This is a genomic window from Desulfobacterales bacterium (genome assembly GCA_028704555.1).
Lineage (GTDB): Bacteria > Desulfobacterota > Desulfobacteria > Desulfobacterales > JAQWFD01 > JAQWFD01.
Genome location: JAQWFD010000037.1, coordinates 13,803 through 31,233 on the forward strand (window position 1 = coordinate 13,803; position 17,431 = coordinate 31,233).

14 protein-coding genes are annotated in these 17,431 nt (G+C 50.9%); 8 read left to right on the forward strand and 6 right to left on the reverse strand.

Translation table 11 applies throughout. The annotated features are described in order from the left end of the window. The first annotated feature begins 17 nt into the window (after positions 1-17). Together PHQ97_12755 and PHQ97_12760 are read left to right on the forward strand one after the other, a co-directional pair. Positions 18-281, forward strand: a complete 264-nt coding sequence (locus tag PHQ97_12755; GenBank protein MDD4393604.1) for a GIY-YIG nuclease family protein — start codon at positions 18-20, stop codon at positions 279-281. 46 nt (positions 282-327) lie between these two features. Beyond that, the gene (locus tag PHQ97_12760) at positions 328-1,062 is read left to right on the forward strand and encodes an MBL fold metallo-hydrolase (GenBank protein MDD4393605.1); all 735 of its coding nucleotides are present in this window, start codon (positions 328-330) and stop codon (positions 1,060-1,062) included. A 170-nt stretch (positions 1,063-1,232) separates the two neighbouring features. Here the strand turns inward: PHQ97_12760 and recQ are convergent, their stop codons facing one another. Continuing rightward, a complete protein-coding gene (gene recQ / locus PHQ97_12765) occupies positions 1,233-3,056 on the reverse strand; it encodes a DNA helicase RecQ (GenBank protein ID MDD4393606.1) in 1,824 nt (607 codons plus the stop codon). Between the two features lie 107 nt (positions 3,057-3,163). Continuing rightward, entirely contained in the window at positions 3,164-4,309 is a 1,146-nt protein-coding gene (locus PHQ97_12770) for a PLP-dependent aminotransferase family protein (protein ID MDD4393607.1), read from the reverse strand. A 274-nt stretch (positions 4,310-4,583) separates the two neighbouring features. Here PHQ97_12770 and PHQ97_12775 point away from each other — a divergent pair, with 274 nt between their 5' ends. Then, positions 4,584-4,835 carry a hypothetical protein gene (locus PHQ97_12775; GenBank protein MDD4393608.1) on the forward strand — a complete coding sequence of 84 codons (252 nt, stop codon included), beginning with the start codon at positions 4,584-4,586 and terminating at the stop codon, positions 4,833-4,835. 4 nt (positions 4,836-4,839) lie between these two features. Here PHQ97_12775 and PHQ97_12780 read toward each other — a convergent pair whose 3' ends face one another. Beyond that, entirely contained in the window at positions 4,840-5,571 is a 732-nt protein-coding gene (locus PHQ97_12780; GenBank protein MDD4393609.1) for a hypothetical protein, read from the reverse strand. A 209-nt stretch (positions 5,572-5,780) separates the two neighbouring features. Here PHQ97_12780 and kdsB point away from each other — a divergent pair, with 209 nt between their 5' ends. Next, complete coding sequence (gene kdsB, locus PHQ97_12785; GenBank protein MDD4393610.1) at positions 5,781-6,533, forward strand: 3-deoxy-manno-octulosonate cytidylyltransferase; 753 nt, start codon at positions 5,781-5,783, stop codon at positions 6,531-6,533. Positions 6,534-6,563: 30 nt separating this feature from the next. On the opposite strand, the gene PHQ97_12790 is transcribed toward kdsB, so the two are convergent. Further along, entirely contained in the window at positions 6,564-7,484 is a 921-nt protein-coding gene (locus tag PHQ97_12790) for a hypothetical protein (GenBank protein ID MDD4393611.1), read from the reverse strand. A 6-nt stretch (positions 7,485-7,490) separates the two neighbouring features. Beyond that, entirely contained in the window at positions 7,491-9,020 is a 1,530-nt protein-coding gene (guaA, locus tag PHQ97_12795) for a glutamine-hydrolyzing GMP synthase (GenBank protein ID MDD4393612.1), read from the reverse strand. A 453-nt stretch (positions 9,021-9,473) separates the two neighbouring features. On the opposite strand from guaA, the gene PHQ97_12800 reads away from it, so the two are divergent. After that, positions 9,474-10,286 carry a hypothetical protein gene (locus tag PHQ97_12800; protein MDD4393613.1) on the forward strand — a complete coding sequence of 271 codons (813 nt, stop codon included), beginning with the start codon at positions 9,474-9,476 and terminating at the stop codon, positions 10,284-10,286. A gap of 141 nt (positions 10,287-10,427) precedes the next feature. Next, entirely contained in the window at positions 10,428-10,991 is a 564-nt protein-coding gene (gene efp, locus PHQ97_12805; protein ID MDD4393614.1) for an elongation factor P, read from the forward strand. Between the two features lie 180 nt (positions 10,992-11,171). On the opposite strand, the gene PHQ97_12810 is transcribed toward efp, so the two are convergent. Continuing rightward, a complete protein-coding gene (locus tag PHQ97_12810; GenBank protein MDD4393615.1) occupies positions 11,172-11,393 on the reverse strand; it encodes a hypothetical protein in 222 nt (73 codons plus the stop codon). Between the two features lie 241 nt (positions 11,394-11,634). Between PHQ97_12810 and PHQ97_12815 the strand changes: the two genes are divergently transcribed. Together PHQ97_12815 and PHQ97_12820 are read left to right on the forward strand one after the other, a co-directional pair. Next, positions 11,635-17,028, forward strand: a complete 5,394-nt coding sequence (locus tag PHQ97_12815; protein MDD4393616.1) for a PAS domain S-box protein — start codon at positions 11,635-11,637, stop codon at positions 17,026-17,028. Then, entirely contained in the window at positions 17,025-17,420 is a 396-nt protein-coding gene (locus PHQ97_12820; GenBank protein ID MDD4393617.1) for a response regulator, read from the forward strand. The genes PHQ97_12815 and PHQ97_12820 overlap by 4 nt, the downstream gene beginning before the upstream one ends. Positions 17,421-17,431: the final 11 nt, after the last annotated feature.

A 17,431-nucleotide genomic window follows, 5' to 3' on the forward strand; every position in this document is an offset into this window, starting at 1 on the left:
TGATGAACAAAGACCTCATGAACTGGAACGTTTATTTGTTACGATGCGCGGACAATTCCCTGTACTGCGGAATTACAAAGGATCTGGATGTCCGTATTGCAACGCATAATGCCGGTAAAGGCGCAAAATATACAAAATCGCGACTGCCGGTTGAACTGGTATGTGCCTGCAGTGATCTGTCCAGAAGCGAAGCACTCAAACTGGAGCATTCCATCAAACAACTGCCGGCCAATCAGAAGATTGAAGCACTGGCTCATGGCAAAAAACACCCCCCTCGGTAACCCTCAACTGATAAGGACTCACTCAGAAACAACAAAGGAGGCATGCATGTTCAACTTTATACTGACCATCGTTTCTGTTTTATGTTTTGCGGTCCCGGGTGCGGCTCAAAACCGGTTTGAGACCGATGTCTTTGATACATCCACCGGTGAACTTCGCATCACGTTTGTCGGACACGGCACGCTGCTTCTGACCGTGAATGGAAAGGTCATCCATGTGGATCCATATGGCAGCCTTGCGGATTATTCCGGATTTCCGAAGGCGGATATCATCCTGATCACTCACGAACACCGCGATCATCTGGACCCGCAGGCCATCAAAACGGTGCGGACCGAACGTACCGACATTGTCCTGACGCAAACCTGTTCCCGGCAGATTTCGGGCGGCATTATCATGAAAAACGGCGATGTTCGGACGGTTCAGGGCATACGGATCGAAGCCGTACCGGCGTACAATTTGATCCACCGGCGCGATAACGGACAGCTCTTTCATCCTGAGGGAGAGGGAAACGGCTACATCCTCAGCTTCGGGGACAAACGGGTATATATCGCCGGTGATACCGAAAATATTCCGGAAATGAGGGCGCTTCGCGGGATTGACGTGGCCTTTCTGCCGATGAACCTTCCATATACCATGACCCCTGAGATGGTGGCCGATGCCGCAAGGGCTTTCAAACCGGCCATCCTGTACCCGTATCATTATGGTGACACGGACCCGTCAACGCTCGTGAAACTTCTGAAGGATTCCAGAGAGATCGAAGTCCGCATCCGCCAGATGCAATAAACAGACTGGAATCAGTCGTGAGTCGTGAGTCGTGAGTCGTGGGTTGTGAGTCATCAGTCGTGGGTCGTGAGTCATCTGACCTTCGACTTCTGATTTCTGCCCTCTGACTTCTGACTTCTGACTTCTGATTTCTGATTTCTGACCTCTGACCTCTGACCCTTAACCCTTAACTATTTTTTTATCGCTTCAAGGAACGCCGCCCCGTACTGTTCGGCTTTGCGCTCGCCAATGCCGGTAATTTCAAGGAGTTGATCCCGGCTCTCCGGGCGGCGGACCGCCATTTCTTTCAGGGTTTTGTCGTGGAAAATAACATAGGGCGGCACACTGAGCTGCTTTGAAATTTCGAGTCTAAGACTTCGCAGTTTTTCGAACAGGTTACGATCCCTCTGGTTTTCCAGATCAGACACCGGGCGTACGGATGATTTTCCGGCTTTTTTCTCCCCGACCGGTTTGATCGGCCGGGGATCCCTTCTAAACTCAACGGTCTGTCCGCCCTTTAAAACGCCCCAGCTTTTTTCGGTGAGACGGAAACCGGAAATATCCGTCATGTTGACGGACAGCATTCCGGCTGCCAGAAGCTGACGAAATACCGATCGCCATTGGCTGATTGAAAGCTCTTTGCCGACACCAAATGTTTTGAGGGCGTCATGGTTCAGAACCTGAACCCGTTGCGTAAAATTTCCTGTCAGAACATCGGTCAGATGCGCGGCTCCAAAAAGCTGTCCAGTCCGATACACGCAGGAGAGCGCTTTTTGTGCCGCCACGGTTCCATCCCAGGTGTCCGCCGGTTGAATGCAGTTGTCGCAGTTGTTACAGCCTGCCGGATAGTTTTCTCCAAAATAGCCCAGCAGCATGCGCCGTCTGCACTCAACGGATTCACAGTAGCCGAGCAATGCCTCGAGTTTTCTGCCCTGGATGCGTTTGAATGCTTCATCTCCGTCGGAACTGTCCAGCAGCTTTCTCATGGACACCACATCGGACAGGGCGTAAACCATCCATGCATCGGCAGGCTGGCCATCCCTGCCGGCCCGTCCGGTTTCCTGATAATAGGCTTCCATGCTTGACGGCAGATCCAGATGGGCGACAAATCTCACATCCGGTTTGTCGATTCCCATGCCAAACGCAATCGTGGCGACAATGACAACGGCATCATCCCGGAGAAACCGGCGCTGATTCTCACTGCGTATCCGCGGATCCAGACCGGCGTGATAGGGCAGAGCGTCAATGCCCTTCTGCCGGAGCCATTCGGCTGTCCCGTCGGTGCGGTTACGTGTCCGGACGTATACGATACCCGACTGGTCCGGATGCTCATGGTGAATGAAATCATACAGCTGTTTTTTCCCGTTGGTTTTCAGTTGAATCCGGTAGCAGATGTTAGGCCGGTCAAAACTGGAAATAAACGATCGCGCTTCAACCAGATCGAGCCGTTGAACAATGTCGTTGCGTGTGATGGGATCGGCGGTTGCGGTAAGGGCGATTCGCGGTACCCCCGGAAATTTTCGGGTCATCTCTGCGATCCGGAGGTATTCGGGTCTGAAATCGTGACCCCACTGAGATACACAGTGCGCTTCGTCGATTGCAAACAGCGCGATCGGAATTTTTTCCAGAAACCGCTGAAATCGTTCGGTATGAAGGCGTTCGGGCGCAACATACAGGATATCGGTCCGGCCGGCCATCACCATGGCCTCGACCTGCCTGACGGCATCTGCATCCAGGCTTGAATTCAGAACTGCCGCCCGGATGCCGTTTTGCAGCAGAGATTCCACCTGGTTCTGCATCAGCGCGATCAGAGGGGAAATAACCAGTCCGACGCCTTTGCTGATGATGGACGGAATCTGATAACAGATGGACTTTCCGCTGCCGGTCGGCATCAGCACAAACGCGTCCTGCCCGTTGATGACATGGTTTATGATATCAAGCTGGTGATCGCGGAAGGTTTCATAGCCGAAATATTTTCGCAGAATGGTAAACGGTGTCGGTGGGTCTGCTGACAAAGAAAATAACCTCTTATTTACGATAAAGGGTAAATGTGATATTCATCTGCTATATTTAAAGTTATGCCTTAGACATATCGCTGTAACACTAAGATTTTAAAATACTTTCAGCATCCGGTTATAACCGCCTTCAGTCGTCTGACCCCCTCTTCTAACGCCTCTGCATCATAATATGAAAAACTCAGGCGAAGGTGGTTTTTCAAGCTTTCGGTTGCGGAAAAGCGGTGTCCTGGCTGAAAATGAACCTGATGCTTCAGGGCCTGTTGTCGAATATGTTCGGTATCGATTTTTCCCTGCAGATGTCCCCAGATGAAAAAGCCTCCCTCGGGTTCACGAAATTGAAAAATATCCGAAAGATACTCATGAAGGGCATTGCTCAAAGCCCTGGCGCGTTCCGTATAGGTGTTTTTCAAAAAATCCAGATGCTTTCCGAGAAGGCCCAGTTCGATGACACTTCGGACCATGGCCGAGGTAAACGGATTCAATCCGCCGCTGCTGGCGAGCAGTCCGCTTTGAGTCAGCCGGCTGATCAATTTCGGTGAGGCCTGAATCCATCCCAGACGAAGTCCCGGAGCCAGAATTTTGGTAAACGAACTGACCGACAGAACGGTTCCCTGCCGGTCAAATGCCATCATGGGCGGCGGAGGGCTCGATGTATAGGCAAGCAGCTGATAGACTTCGTCGGCCACGATAAAAAACTGGTGCTTTTCACCCAAACGGACCAGTTTTTCCCGCCGGTCGGCAGGCAGGGTAGCTCCGGACGGATTATGGAAGGTGGGGATAGAATAAACAAACGCCGGCGAGTGATGCGTCAGCTGTTCCTCCAGCGCCTCGATAATCAGGCCGTTTTCATCCGCGGGGATACTGACCACATTCAAAAGCCGCGCCTGAAAAATGCGAAGCGCCAGAAAATAGGTCGGTTCTTCAACAAAGATGGTATCCCCCGGTCTGGCAAAAAACGTACAGATCAGATCCAGGCTGTTTGTTGCGCCACAGGTGATAAATAGATCGTCGGCATCTACCGGAATCTGATAGCCGTCGGTCAGGAATTCAGCCAGCACCGCCCTGAAGCAGCCACATCCCGATTCTTTTCCATAGGCCAGAAAAGAGGGGTCTGCCTGTTTTAATCGATGGTCTGCTGCCTGTTTTATGATCTCCAGGGGCAGAAGGGACACAGACGGCTGCCCGACTCCCAGATCGATCATTCCCTCCGGGATACTCAACTGCATGGTTTGACGGGTTTGAAGGGTCATATTTTTGTACCTCCTCGGGATACGTGGACACGGATAAGGTTAACAGCGATCAGTTTCGGCAGACTGACAGCTGCTTGCCAATTGTGCAGCTTTTATGGCATTGTGCCCATTTCATGTCAATTGGAAATTGTTGTATATAAATCTGAATCGGGCGTGTGGTGAAAACGGCGGCCTCTGAACATAAATGGATTGACCGTTATGGCTGCCGCAAGGTAAGGCAGCGGCCGATGGCTGGCGGAAAGGGTAAGATGATCGCATCCGGCATGGAGTTAAAATGAAACAACAGATTGAATCAGGAATCGAAAAAAGGCGGATCCTGGATTTTTTTCACAGGCTGGCAGAGGTCAATTCAGACGATCGGGTGTTTACAGGAAAAAATTGGAGTGTCACGTTGTCGGATGCTCCGGTACGAATGGTGGGCCGGCTGTGTATCCCCGGGACAATCATTGTTTTCGAGGGCCCTGAAGACATTGTTAAAGTACTGGTTGAAAGTTTTAGAATGACACACCTATCTGCTGGCGGTTGAATCGTTAGAAGGCAGTTTCGCCGGCCCGTTTTTTTTCTTCAAGCGTTTGTCTGATCTGTTTTTCTTCAATTTCGATGAGCGGCTCGATGTTTCGGACAAAGTATATTGATATACTGGTAACCGGCTTTCCGATTCGGGTTACGTTGTCGGAGACGATGAAGATATCGGAGTGTTTTTCCCAGGCATATGAGGTGCCGGAGCGCCCGGTCCACTGGATGATTTCCGGTTGGCCGTATTTGGTTATCAGGGTATCGATCATATCCGCCGGCTTGTCTTTCATGATAATCTGGATCAGCAGCGGCCGCTGGCTGTAATTGGAAAACTGCGCCGTGATTAAATCAAAGGGTTTGCCCGTATTACGGGAATACCGGTAGGTCAGTTTCGTGATATTATGCTCGATGCGTTCCTGAGGTCGATAATTCAGCCGTTTGTTCAGCTGATACAGCTTTGGAAAATATTCTTGCAAAAAATCCGGGTAATTGACCGATAAATCAATCGTGGTTCGTTTTTCGATGCCTTCAGCCCCCAGCTGCTCTCTCAGATTGCCCCGGAGTTCATGATTGAAAACGGAATTTACTTCCAGATCCAGAAACGAAAAGCTTTCCGGAACCGGCTTCGAACCGGTATCTTCGGTTTTATTGCTACAGGAGCATGCGAAAATCAACAGAGACATTACCACGAGACTGATACCAAATGAATAAGACCGATGTGCGCTTTGCCTGTTAAATATCATCATCTGCGATTCCTTAATGATTTGCCCGAAATTTTCGAACTGAACGTTATTCACCTGCATATCGAAAAAAATTCACCATCTTTTCTTGCAAGCCGTGCAGGGATTGTTTTATAAGATGAACAAATTTAATTCTTCCCTTACATAAACCCAAAAAAACGGTCGGGTCAATAAAAACTCCGGCCGCATGAATGTCTCAGGAGATCATCCGACCCATGAAAATAGCGGTAATCATTCCTTCACGATATGGAAGTACGCGGTTTGAAGCCAAACCGCTCGCGTTGATTGCAGGAAAATCCATGATCCAACGGGTATATGAACAATCGAAACAGGCCGAACGCATTACGGATGTCGTGGTAGCCACCGATGACAAACGGATTTTTCAGGCCGTAAGGAATTTTGGCGGTGAGGTCGTACTGACGTCGAAAGCGAATCGTTCCGGTACGGACAGAGTAGGTGAAGCTGCAGAAAAAATCGGACTGGACCCGGACGATATCGTAATCAATGTTCAGGGAGATCAGCCGCTTCTGAATCCAAAATGCCTTGATGATGTGGTTAAGCCGTTTTTAACGATACCGGATCTTGAGATGAGTACACTGGCTGTAAAAATCTTAAATAAAAGAGAAATCACCGACCCGAAGGATGTCAAGGTTACCTTTGATATGAACGGATACGCCCTGTATTTTTCCCGATCAACCATTCCATTTGGACGGGATGGCGCTACCGGATTTGACGTCTATAAACACCTTGGCATATATGCCTATACACGGCGGTTTCTCGACCGGTTCCGGACCCTTCCCGAGGGCCGGCTGGAACAGATTGAAAAGCTTGAACAGCTTCGCGCACTGGAATACGGGCATCGGATTATGGTGGTGACCACGGTGTATGATTCTCCCGAAGTGGACCTGCCGGAGGATATCATCAGGATAGAAAACCTGCTGATATCCTGCGGGAAACATTGTCACTGAAAAAGGAAACCCCGTTTTTTCTGCTATCCGCTATTCGATATTCTGCTCGACAATGACGCCGGGTTGCGGCAGAACTTTTCTGACCGCATCGGCTTTTTTGTCCGAACCAGCGGGGGATACGTCCGGTGCCGGTGCCCGGGGTGTTGATTGAGGCCCGGATAAAACGCCGGCCCGGGCGTTCGACGCTTTTTTATTGGCATCGGCAAGTTTCTGGAGCTCATCAAGCCTGCCCTTCATCTCCTTGAGTGCGCTGTTAAACTTTCCGGATATATTCTGAAGTTGTTTCTGAACAGCTTCCTGCTGTTTTTCAATCTCCGAGGAGAGTTGCTGCCTGCTGATTTTGCCGGATGACAGGGTGTTGATATCCGTCTTCAAATCGGAAATCGCCTGAGTTGCACTGTCCACGGTTTTGCCAAAATCCGTCATATCGGTTGCTACCTGACGTTCCAGTGCTTTTATTGTAGCCGGCAGCGCGGCAAGTTGCTGCTGAGAATCTTTTATCGATTGATTAATATCTGAGACAGCCTGTTTTAATTCAGTGCGGTCGCTTTTGGATGAGGCCAGTGCGTCAATATCTTTCCGGACCGCGGTCAGGGTTTTTTTCAATGCTTCAGAATTTTTTTCAATCCCGGGGAGTTTTGTCGTAATTGATTCCTCGAGTGTCGCCAGTTTGACCGACAGGGATGAAAAACGGGATTCCAGATTCTGATTGAGATTCTGAACTCCAGATTCCCCCTTGTCCTGAAGACTGATAAATTTGCGGTGTAAATCCACATATGCCGCTGCGAGGATACCGATGATTATGCACGGAATCAGAACCGCTGCCAGGACAAACCGACCCCTCAGTTTTTTCAGCTGAACTTCCGCCGTATCCGTTTTAAACAGGGAAGCAGGCGTATCATCATCAAGATCAAGATCGATGTTGAAACCGGACGATTTGTTTTCTTTCATATAATTTTATTCCCATTCGATTGTGCTGGGCGGTTTTGAGCTGATATCGTACACCACCCGGTTGACGCCGCGGACTTCATTGATGATTCGATTTGAAATGGTTCCCAGCAGTTCATACGGCAGCCTGGCCCAGTCAGCAGTCATGGCATCCCTGCTGGTCACGGCGCGGATGGCTGCAATATTTTCATATGTGCGCTGGTCACCCATAATGCCGACACTTTTAAGCGGCAATAACACGGCAAACGACTGCCATAATTTTTTATAATACCCGCTTTTCCGAATTTCCTCGAGCAGGACCGCATCCACTTTCCGGAGCAGAGCCAGACGTTCTTCGGTTACCTCACCGATAATTCGAATGGAAAGGCCCGGACCCGGAAACGGCTGACGCCATACGAGATCTTTCTGAAGTCCGAGTTCCTCTCCGAGTTCACGAACCTCATCTTTAAAAAGAAATTTAAGGGGTTCGACAAGTTTCAGATTCATTTTCTCGGGCAGGCCACCGACATTGTGATGCGATTTGATCACGGCAGACGGTCCCCCGAAAACAGAGACCGATTCGATAACATCCGGATACAGGGTTCCCTGTGCCAGAAATTTAACATTCTTAATTTTGAGGGCTTCTGCTTCAAAAACATCGATGAACAGCCTGCCGATAATTTTTCGTTTTTCTTCCGGATCCGAAACTCCGTCAAGCGCTTTGAGAAACAGCTGCGCCGCATCGACAAAGCGTATGTTCAAATCAAGGTGCCGGCCAAACACAGTTTTGAGTTTGACGGCTTCATCCATCCTCAGCAGGCCGTTGTCGACAAAGATACAGGTCAGTTGATTTCCGACTGCCTTGTGGATGAGCAGGGCGGCAACGGAAGAATCCACACCGCCGCTCAATCCGAGAATGACATGATTATCCCCGACCTGATCCCTGATCTGAGCGATGGCTTCTTCGGCAAACGATTTCATGTTCCAGGATGTTTCGCATCCGCATACATCAAGCAGGAAGTTGCGGATCATGAGCCTTCCCTGTACGGTATGTTCGACTTCCGGATGAAACTGAAAGCCGTAGAGATTTCGTTTTTCATTGACCGTCGCCGCTACCTTTGTATTTTCTGTGGACGCGGTAATCGTAAAGCCTTCGGGCAGCGCGTCGATGGAATCACCATGGCTCATCCATGTGGTTGTTTTTTGATCAATGCCTTTGAATAAAACACCCGGTTCTTTTATGACAAGCTCTGCAAAACCATATTCCCGTTTCTGCGCTTTTTTAACGATTCCTCCGAGCGAATCGACCATAAATTGCATTCCATAACAGATGCCCAGTACGGGGATGCCCAGATCGAAAACAGCCGGATTCATTTTCGGACTGTTTGGTTCATATATACTCGATGGACCGCCAGACAGGATAATTCCATCCGGCCTGAGCGATTTGATGGTGTCTATGTCGACAGAAGGTGGCTCTATCTGACAATATACATGATTTTCTCTTACTCTGCGGCCGATCAGTTGGTTGAACTGTGAGCCAAAATCAATAATCAGTATCATTCAAAATCCTTTTTTTTCGATCAGAATCGGTAGAGAAAAATAACCGGTTATACGAATACAATGCCTGGTGTCTGACGTTGATTCCGGGCCGTATGATTGTCAATTCATATAAAATATCTTGCTATATTTATAACAGAAATGAACTCAGTGGTCATCAATTTTAGCGATGTTACGACCGTGAGGTTAAACGGTTTGATAAATTCGGATAAATATGGTAAACACCGCGAAAAATGTCAACCGTAAACTGTTCGGACTTCTTTTTTTCCGGAATTTTATGCGTCAATGGATGTAAAGGCAGTTTACACCCTTGAATATTCCGGGCTTTCGCAACGCAGCCAGGCAGGATGCATCTGCGCATATAACAAGTGAAGTTATTTTTGAGCGAACCCTTGACTGCAGGTCCTTTGAACTTTTTCCCCCAGCTGTCCGCTGTATAGATGCGGCGCTGAAAATATGTCAATAAAAAAGCATGGTTTGAATATGCCCCATACCCGTATACAGATTTACGAAATTCAGACGCCTGAAGAAGCGAATCAGATGATCGATCTTGGCGTTGATCATATCGGAAGCGTCATTGTATCGGAAAAAGGCTGGAAATCACCAGAACTGAGGGCAACCATCGATCAGGTCCGGTCATCCTCATCGAAAAGCAGTTTGATACCGCTTTTCAGTCATCCCGATTCCATTTTCCGCACACTGGATTATTATCAACCCGACATCGTGCATTTCTGCGAATCCCTGTACGATCCGACCGGTAATGAAAATATCTGCCGGCCGCTGATCCGTTTACAGGAACAAATCAAAAAAAAATTCCCTGAAATAAGCATCATGCGGTCGGTTCCCATCACACCACGGCAAATGTCATCCCTCGTTCCGACGCTTCGGATTGCACAACTGTTTGAAGCGGTCAGTGACTTTTTTTTGACCGATACGATCATGATCGACAAACAGGTGCCACCTGCAGACAACCGGCAACCGGTCAACGGTTTTGTAGGACTGACCGGTCAGACCGGCGACTGGGATCTGGCTGCACAACTTGTCGCTTCAAGCAAAATTCCCGTTATTTTAGCCGGAGGCATTTCCCCGGATAATGTCTATGATGGCATCCGCCGGATTCGCCCTTTCGGGGTGGACAGCTGCACGAGAACCAATGCAGTGAATCCGGGTGGCAAGGCAATACGATTTAAAAAAGATCCTGATAAAGTCAGCCGGCTTATCGGGGAAGTTCGAAGGGCAGATCAGGATATGGATGGAAATATCTGTTAACATTTCTTGCGATCTAAGATAACATTATATTTATTTTAAACCAGTCGCAGACGTCGATGCCAAATGGCAACGCGAATGCCTCTGTTACCTTTCAATCAATCATAAACAGCTGAGCATAACTTCGGGAGGTTTATATCAATCATGTATGAAAGCAGTGATCTCAGAAAAGGTCTTAAAATTGAAATCGACGGGGACCCTTACATTGTTGCACAGTTTGAATTTGTCAAACCGGGCAAAGGCCAGTCGCTATACAAATGCCGGCTGAAGAATATGGTAACCGGCTCACAGTTTGACAAAACATTTCGATCCGGCGACAAGTTCAATGAGGCCCAGATAGAAGAGCATGAAATGGAATACCTGTATTATGACGGCAGCCAATATTGTTTTATGAATACGTCGACCTATGAGCAGGAACTGTTGACACCCGAACAGGTTGGCGATGCCAGAAATTTTTTAAAAGATAATACAGTATGCAATATTCTGTTCTTTGAAGGAAGGGCCATTGGGGTGTCTTTGCCGAATTTTATCGATTTGCGAATTGAAAAATCCGAACCCTGGGCAAAAGGGGATACGGCTGCCGGGAGCACCAAGCCGGCAACACTGGAAACCGGATATGTGCTGCAGGTCCCGCCGTTTGTTGAAGAAAACGAATTGATCCGGATTGACACAAGAACCGGCCAGTATGTGGAGCGCGTAAAAGGGTAAAAGCCGGAAAGCAGATGTACTTTCGGCTGCCTTTCCGATATATGACACACTTGTTTCCACCGGTTTGCTTTGCCTGAGCCATCGCATTGCCTGAAAGAAATATCAGTTCATCGACGGATGACGGGGCCTGCTTCAAAGATGCGATTTCCATCCTCACAGCGACCGGTACAGTCTTGAAATTCAGCTCAAAGCGCTGTTGTTCAACGAACTGTCTGAATTTTTCACATGCAATTCCGGCCTCCTGAATGCCGGTGTCGGGAAAATGACCGCAATTTTTTCCCCGGCATAACGGCACAGGAGGTCATTTTTTCTGAAACACGCGTTGAGCGAGTCAATTCCGGACAACACATCCTGCCCGTTGAGATATGTTTGCAGTGAACGCGCCTGCATTTTTTCGGACATAGCCGCATACCAGCCCCCATGTTTCTCCTTTACTAAAAATTTGCATTTTGATATCCCCTGATACCAGTTGCTTCAATAACAGAAGCAAGAATATTTAAAATTCATTATTGACCGGCCATACAAAAGACAATTTCCGCAGGGAATGAAACGATCGTGGCCTCCAGACGCAAACCCTTTGAGCAGGCGCACACGGCGCGGACAGTAGAGCGCAGGAATATAAACGGATAAATATAAGCACGAGATGTATAGACATTTACCCCGTAAATCCAGCATCAAGAAGGAAGTATTTCGAAGCAGTGCTGCTTTTTCTTTAATTGTTGTAACCGTTTTTGCTCTATTTTTTTCCATCGTTCTTTATCGTTCCGAAATTTCCAATGCGCGGGCCATCATCAAACGAACGAATCACGCCGTTGTTTTCTTCGTTGAAGGGTACTTTACCGAAATCATCAACACCATCGCTTTTCTGAAAGACAACCCGGAGCTTCGGAATGCAGCATCGCTCAATGAAGAGGCTCGTCAACGCGTAATGGATGGGTACCGGTCTTCTGCCAAAGCCAATAAAAATATCAATTATATTTATTCTGCTTACACAAACGGTCTGATGCTGATAAACGACTGGAAGCCTCCCGAAGGATTTGATCCGACAACCCGCCCCTGGTATCGGGCAGCCATGGCAACAAAACCCGCGCTGTCGATCGGCGTGCCATATCAGGATATTAAAACCAGGGATTGGCTGATTTCAACAGGCAATGCGATGCAGCGCTCCGATGGCGAATATGGGGGGGTGATAGTCATCGACTGTTCAATCGATCAGATCGTCGATCTGATGGCTCAGCATGACGAATACAAAACGGCCTATAGCTTTGTTATAAACAGGGATAAAAAAATTATTCTGAATCGCGATAAGACATTGCTGAATGAGTCACTTCCTGAAATGACGGAAGCCATCCAGCGGGCCAGGGAAAACGGCTTTACATTGCATCTGGGCAAGGTGGAATATCTCGCATATTTCCGCCGTTTGCCCTCAACCGGTTGGACGATCGTGACGGTGGTCGAAAAAAAAGAAATTCTCCAGCCGATTCTAACGCAAGTGATGATTATAGTCGGCCTGACCGGTCTGATCGCCTTGTTGGCGGGCTTTTTACAGAGTATGCTGCTGAGCAGACGTTTTAGCAGACCGTTGCTTGAACTTAGCAAAAAAGTCAAGATGGTCATTGCCGGAGATGAACATCGGGTTGATGATTATGTCTATCCTGACAATGAAATCGGAGTCATGGCAAGAGAAATCGGCCGGCTGACGGAAAAAGAACTCTACGCCAGAGCTTGTGAACTGCGGGAAAGCGAAGCACGCCTGGCGGCCACATTGCGCTCAATCGGCGACGGCGTCATTTCCTGCGATGTCGGGGGCAAAATCACCAGCCTCAATGCAGTGGCCGAGACACTCACCGGATGGAGCGCTGACGAGGCCGTGGGACGTTCCATTGACGAGGTTTTTTGCATCGTCCACGCCGAGCCCCGGCAGGAGGCTGAAAACCCGGTCGAACGCGCTCTGTGCGAGGGCATCGTCGTGGGCCTGGCCAGCCATACGGTGCTCATCGCCCGGGATGGCGCGGAACACCAGATTGCCGACAGCTGCGCGCCCATCCATGATGCAGCCGGCGGCCTCATCGGAGCCGTACTGGTCTTTCGCGATGTGAGCGAGGCGTACCGCCGGCGCGAGCAGGAGCAGTTTGAACTCCGCTTTCAGCAGACCGTCACGGAGGTATCCGCGTGTTTTGTTAATTTGAAAGACAGCGAATTTGACGAAACGGTCGTTCAGGTTCTGTCCTGCCTGGGGACGCTGTTCGATGTGGACCGCAGCTATCTTTTCCGGTTTTCAGAAGATCTGGGCGCCATGGACAACACCCATGAATGGTGCGCTTCGGGTATCGCTCCGAAAAAAGACCGGATGCAGAACTTTTCCGTGGACGCGATGCCCTGGTTCAAGGGTTCGGTGCTCGGGTTGCAACCGATCCATATTCCTGATGTCAATGCGTTGCCTCCGGAAGCCGAAGTCGAAAAGAAAGAATTTGAGCAACAGGACATCCGGTCACTGATTTGTCTGCCGATGCGTGATGATTGCGGTGCGCTGATGGGATTTCTGGGGTTTGATGCCGTGCGTGCAGCACACTCCTGGCCGGAAAATCAGATTCGTATGCTGCAGGTTATCGCTGAAATCATTGCCGGGGCGATCATCCGGAATGAGGCGCACCGAAAACTGAGCGAAAGCGAAGAAAAAAATCGGCTGCTCTTCGATAATTCCGTTTCGGCAATTGCCGTCCACGAGATCGTGCTGGATGCCGGGGGCAGGCCGGCAGACTATGTCTTTCTGAGCGCGAACCCGGCCTTTGAGACCCATACCGGATTACAGGTGACCGATATCCTCGGCCGCCGCGTTACAGACGTCCTGCCGGGAACCCAAAAAACGCATTTGATCGAGCGCTTCGGCAACGTGGTCCTGACCGGCAGGCCGGTCAGTTTCGAGCACTATTTCGAATCACTGGAACGGCACTACTTCATCAATGCCTACCGGTTGGGCAAAGGACGCTTTGCCACGGTGTTCACCGATATCACCAAACGCAAGCGGGCCGAGGATGAGTTGCAGCTGCAATCCCGTTTGCGGCAATTGCTCCTTGATGTTTCCTCGATCTACATCAACCTGCCTCTGGAGACCGTCGAATCGGCAATTCGGATTTCATTGCGTGATATCGCTGTCTTTGTTGGGGCGGATCGGGGGTATATTTTCGAGTATGACTTCTCCAGGCAAATCTGCACCAACACTCACGAATGGTGCGACGAGGGCATATCGCCGCAAATCGACGAATTGCAGGCGGTTCCGCTGGAAATTATGCCGGACTGGGTGGCAACGCATCGCCGTGGTGAAGCCATGTATGTGCCGGATACTTACGCGTTGCCGCCAGGCGGCACGCGGGATGTGCTTGAGCCGCAGGGCATCAAGAGCCTGCTGGCTGTTCCGCTCATGAACGGAGACGAGTGCATCGGCTTTATCGGCTTTGATTCGGTGCGCCGGCATCATGCCTACTCAGACAGCGAACGCTATCTTCTGACCGTTTTCGGCCAGATGTTTGTAAACGTTCATCTGCGCATGCGGGCCGAGAAAGCCTTGCGAAAGAGCGAAGCAAAGTACCGCCTGTTGATCGAGAACAGTCACGACATCATCTATATGCTCACACCGGATGGCGTGTTTACATTTGTTTCCCCCGCCTGGACCGTGTTCCTCGGTCACCCGGCAACCCGGGTAATTGGGCAACCATTCCAGGCATTCGTTCATCCGGCTGATTTTCCGGTGTGCAGGACGTTCTTACAGCGGGTGATCGAGACAGGACAACGACAAAAAGGGGCCGAGTACCGCGTGCAGCACGTTGACGGGTCCTGGCGCTGGCACGCCTCAAACGGTGTGCCGCTACGGAACGAGGCCGGAACAATCATTGGGTTTGAAGGCACCGCCAGAGACATCACCGAGCGCAAGCGGGCCGAGGAAAAACTCCTGGAGACCAACCGGCAGCTTGAAGCGGCCACTGTCCGGGCCAACGAGATGGCCGTGAAGGCTGAAATGGCCAGCATTGCCAAGAGCGAATTTCTGGCCAACATGAGCCATGAGATCCGCACGCCCATGAACGGGGTGATCGGCATGACCGGGCTGCTGCTGGATACGGAACTGACCGACGAGCAGCGGCGGTACGCCGAGATCGTGCGCGCAAGCGGCGAATCGCTGCTCGGGCTGATCAACGACATTCTTGACTTTTCCAAAATCGAGGCCGGGAAGTTCGACCTGGAGATGCTCAACTTTGATCTGTCGAGCCTGCTGGATGATTTTGCCGCCATGCTGGCCGTTCGAGCGCATGAAAAGGGCCTTGAGCTGATCTGCGCCGCCGATCCGGATGTGCCGGTGCTGCTGCACGGCGATCCGGGCCGTCTGCGCCAGATTCTCACCAACCTGGCGGGCAACGCCGTCAAGTTCACGGATACCGGCGAGGTGGCAATCCGCGTTTCGCTGGTGGAAGAAAAACCACAAAACGCGCAAGAGAATGAAAACGAGGTTCACCTGCGCTTTTCGGTACGCGACACGGGTATTGGCATCCCGGAAGACAAGATCAGCCTGCTCTTTGACAAGTTCAGCCAGGTGGATGCCTCGACCACGAGGCAATACGGCGGTACCGGGCTGGGTCTGGCCATCTCCAGGCAACTGGCCGGGCTGATGGGCGGTGAAATCGGCGTGGAGAGCAAAGCGGGCAAAGGCTCTGAATTCTGGTTCACCGTACGCCTGGGCCGGCAGGCGGCGCAGGCGCAAAGTTGTCCGCCTGCTGACCTGCGCGATGTCCGCGTGCTGATCGTGGACGACAACGCCACAGGTCGGGAAATTCTGACCGCGCACCTGTCCTCATGGGGCATGCGCCCATCGGAGGCGCAGGACGGCCCCGCGGCGCTTCAGGCCCTGAATCGGGCAATGGATGAGCATGAGCCCTTCCGAATTGCCGTCATCGACATGAAGATACCGGGCATGGACGGCATGGACCTGGGCCGGGCCATCAGGGCGGACGAACGTCTGGCCGGTACCCGGATGGTGATGCTGGCCTCACTGGGGACGAACGGCGACGTCGGATGCTTCTCGGAGATCGGCTTCGCCGCCTATCTGAACAAACCGGTCCGGTGTATGGAATTGAAAGCGGCTTTTTCTCAGATTCTGGCGGAACAGGATGAGGCTGCGCCCATATTGCGTCCAATCGCTGCGCGTCACGCCGGCCGCGAGTTACTGAACCGGTTCGCTGTCCGCAAGTCTCGCGTTCTGCTGGCCGAGGACAACATCACCAACCAGCAGGTGGCCCTGGGAATTCTCAGAAAACTGGGGTTACGCGCTGACGCGGTGGCCAACGGTGCAGAGGCGCTCAAAGCCTTCGAAAACCTTCCCTATGACCTGGTGCTGATGGATGTGCAGATGCCCGAGATGGACGGTCTCGAAGCCACGAGAAAAATCCGGGGGATAGAAAAAATATCAAAGCATATTCCCATCATCGCCATGACCGCCCGTGCCCGGCAGGAGGACCGGAAACGCTTTCTGGAGGCGGGGATGAACGACTATGTGTCCAAACCGGTCACACCGCAGGCCCTCGCCGGGGTTCTGAAAAAATGGCTTCCCGGGGAGAAGGATGAGGACAGAAAAGAACATGCCCATGACAGCAGCGATGCGTCATCACTCATCGGTCATCACTCCTCGTTGGTATTTGACAAGGCGGGCATGCTGGCCCGACTGATGGATGACAAGGAACTGGCTGAAACAGTGATCAACGTTTTCCTGACGGATATCCCGCGACAGATCGAGTCGCTTCGGGGCTATTTGGAGACCGGAGACGTTCCGCACGTCAGACGCCAGGTTCACGCCATCAAAGGCGCGTCGGCCAACGTCGGCGGTGAGCGACTGAGAAAAGTGGCTTTCGAGATGGAAAAGTCGGCCAGAATCAGAGATCTTGACACGGTCAAGGCCCTCATGACCGAACTGGAAGCGGAGTTTGATCGGTTGAAACACGCCATGATAAATGAACTGCAAACACAATCATCAAAGAAGAGAATACCATGAAAATACTGATAGCCGACGACGATTTCACCAGCCGCATGCTGCTTCAGGGACTGCTGCAGAGCCACGGTACGGTCCACCTCGCTGTTAATGGCAGGGAAGCCGTCGAGGCCGTGCGCCTGGCTCTGGAGGCCGATGAGCTCTACGACCTGATCTGTCTGGATATTATGATGCCCGAAATGGACGGACAGGAAGCGCTCCGTCAAATCCGACTGATGGAAGAGACAAAAGGCATCGCAGTTCCAGACCGGGTGAAAATTATCATGGCAACCGCCCTTGCCGACAAGGCCAACGTCATAAAGGCCCTTAATCACCAATGCGACTACTTCCTGGTCAAGCCGATCCAGAAGGCGAGGCTGATGGAAAAACTGCGCAACCTGAAGCTGATCTTATAACACGGAGGATT

Excerpts from the sequence above, each read along its gene's own strand:
- PHQ97_12800 (MDD4393613.1), top strand. The coding sequence starts at position 9,474 with ATGTCAATAAAAAAGCATGGTTTGAATATGCCCCATACCCGTATACAG.
- PHQ97_12790 (MDD4393611.1), bottom strand. The coding sequence starts at position 7,484 with ATGAAAGAAAACAAATCGTCCGGTTTCAACATCGATCTTGATCTTGAT.
- PHQ97_12775 (MDD4393608.1), top strand. The coding sequence starts at position 4,584 with ATGAAACAACAGATTGAATCAGGAATCGAAAAAAGGCGGATCCTGGAT.
- guaA (MDD4393612.1), bottom strand. The coding sequence starts at position 9,020 with ATGATACTGATTATTGATTTTGGCTCACAGTTCAACCAACTGATCGGC.
- PHQ97_12815 (MDD4393616.1), top strand. The coding sequence starts at position 11,635 with ATGTATAGACATTTACCCCGTAAATCCAGCATCAAGAAGGAAGTATTT.
- PHQ97_12770 (MDD4393607.1), bottom strand. The coding sequence starts at position 4,309 with ATGACCCTTCAAACCCGTCAAACCATGCAGTTGAGTATCCCGGAGGGA.
- PHQ97_12760 (MDD4393605.1), top strand. The coding sequence starts at position 328 with ATGTTCAACTTTATACTGACCATCGTTTCTGTTTTATGTTTTGCGGTC.
- efp (MDD4393614.1), top strand. The coding sequence starts at position 10,428 with ATGTATGAAAGCAGTGATCTCAGAAAAGGTCTTAAAATTGAAATCGAC.
- kdsB (MDD4393610.1), top strand. The coding sequence starts at position 5,781 with ATGAAAATAGCGGTAATCATTCCTTCACGATATGGAAGTACGCGGTTT.
- PHQ97_12780 (MDD4393609.1), bottom strand. The coding sequence starts at position 5,571 with ATGATGATATTTAACAGGCAAAGCGCACATCGGTCTTATTCATTTGGT.
- PHQ97_12810 (MDD4393615.1), bottom strand. The coding sequence starts at position 11,393 with ATGTCCGAAAAAATGCAGGCGCGTTCACTGCAAACATATCTCAACGGG.
- PHQ97_12820 (MDD4393617.1), top strand. The coding sequence starts at position 17,025 with ATGAAAATACTGATAGCCGACGACGATTTCACCAGCCGCATGCTGCTT.
- PHQ97_12755 (MDD4393604.1), top strand. The coding sequence starts at position 18 with ATGAACTGGAACGTTTATTTGTTACGATGCGCGGACAATTCCCTGTAC.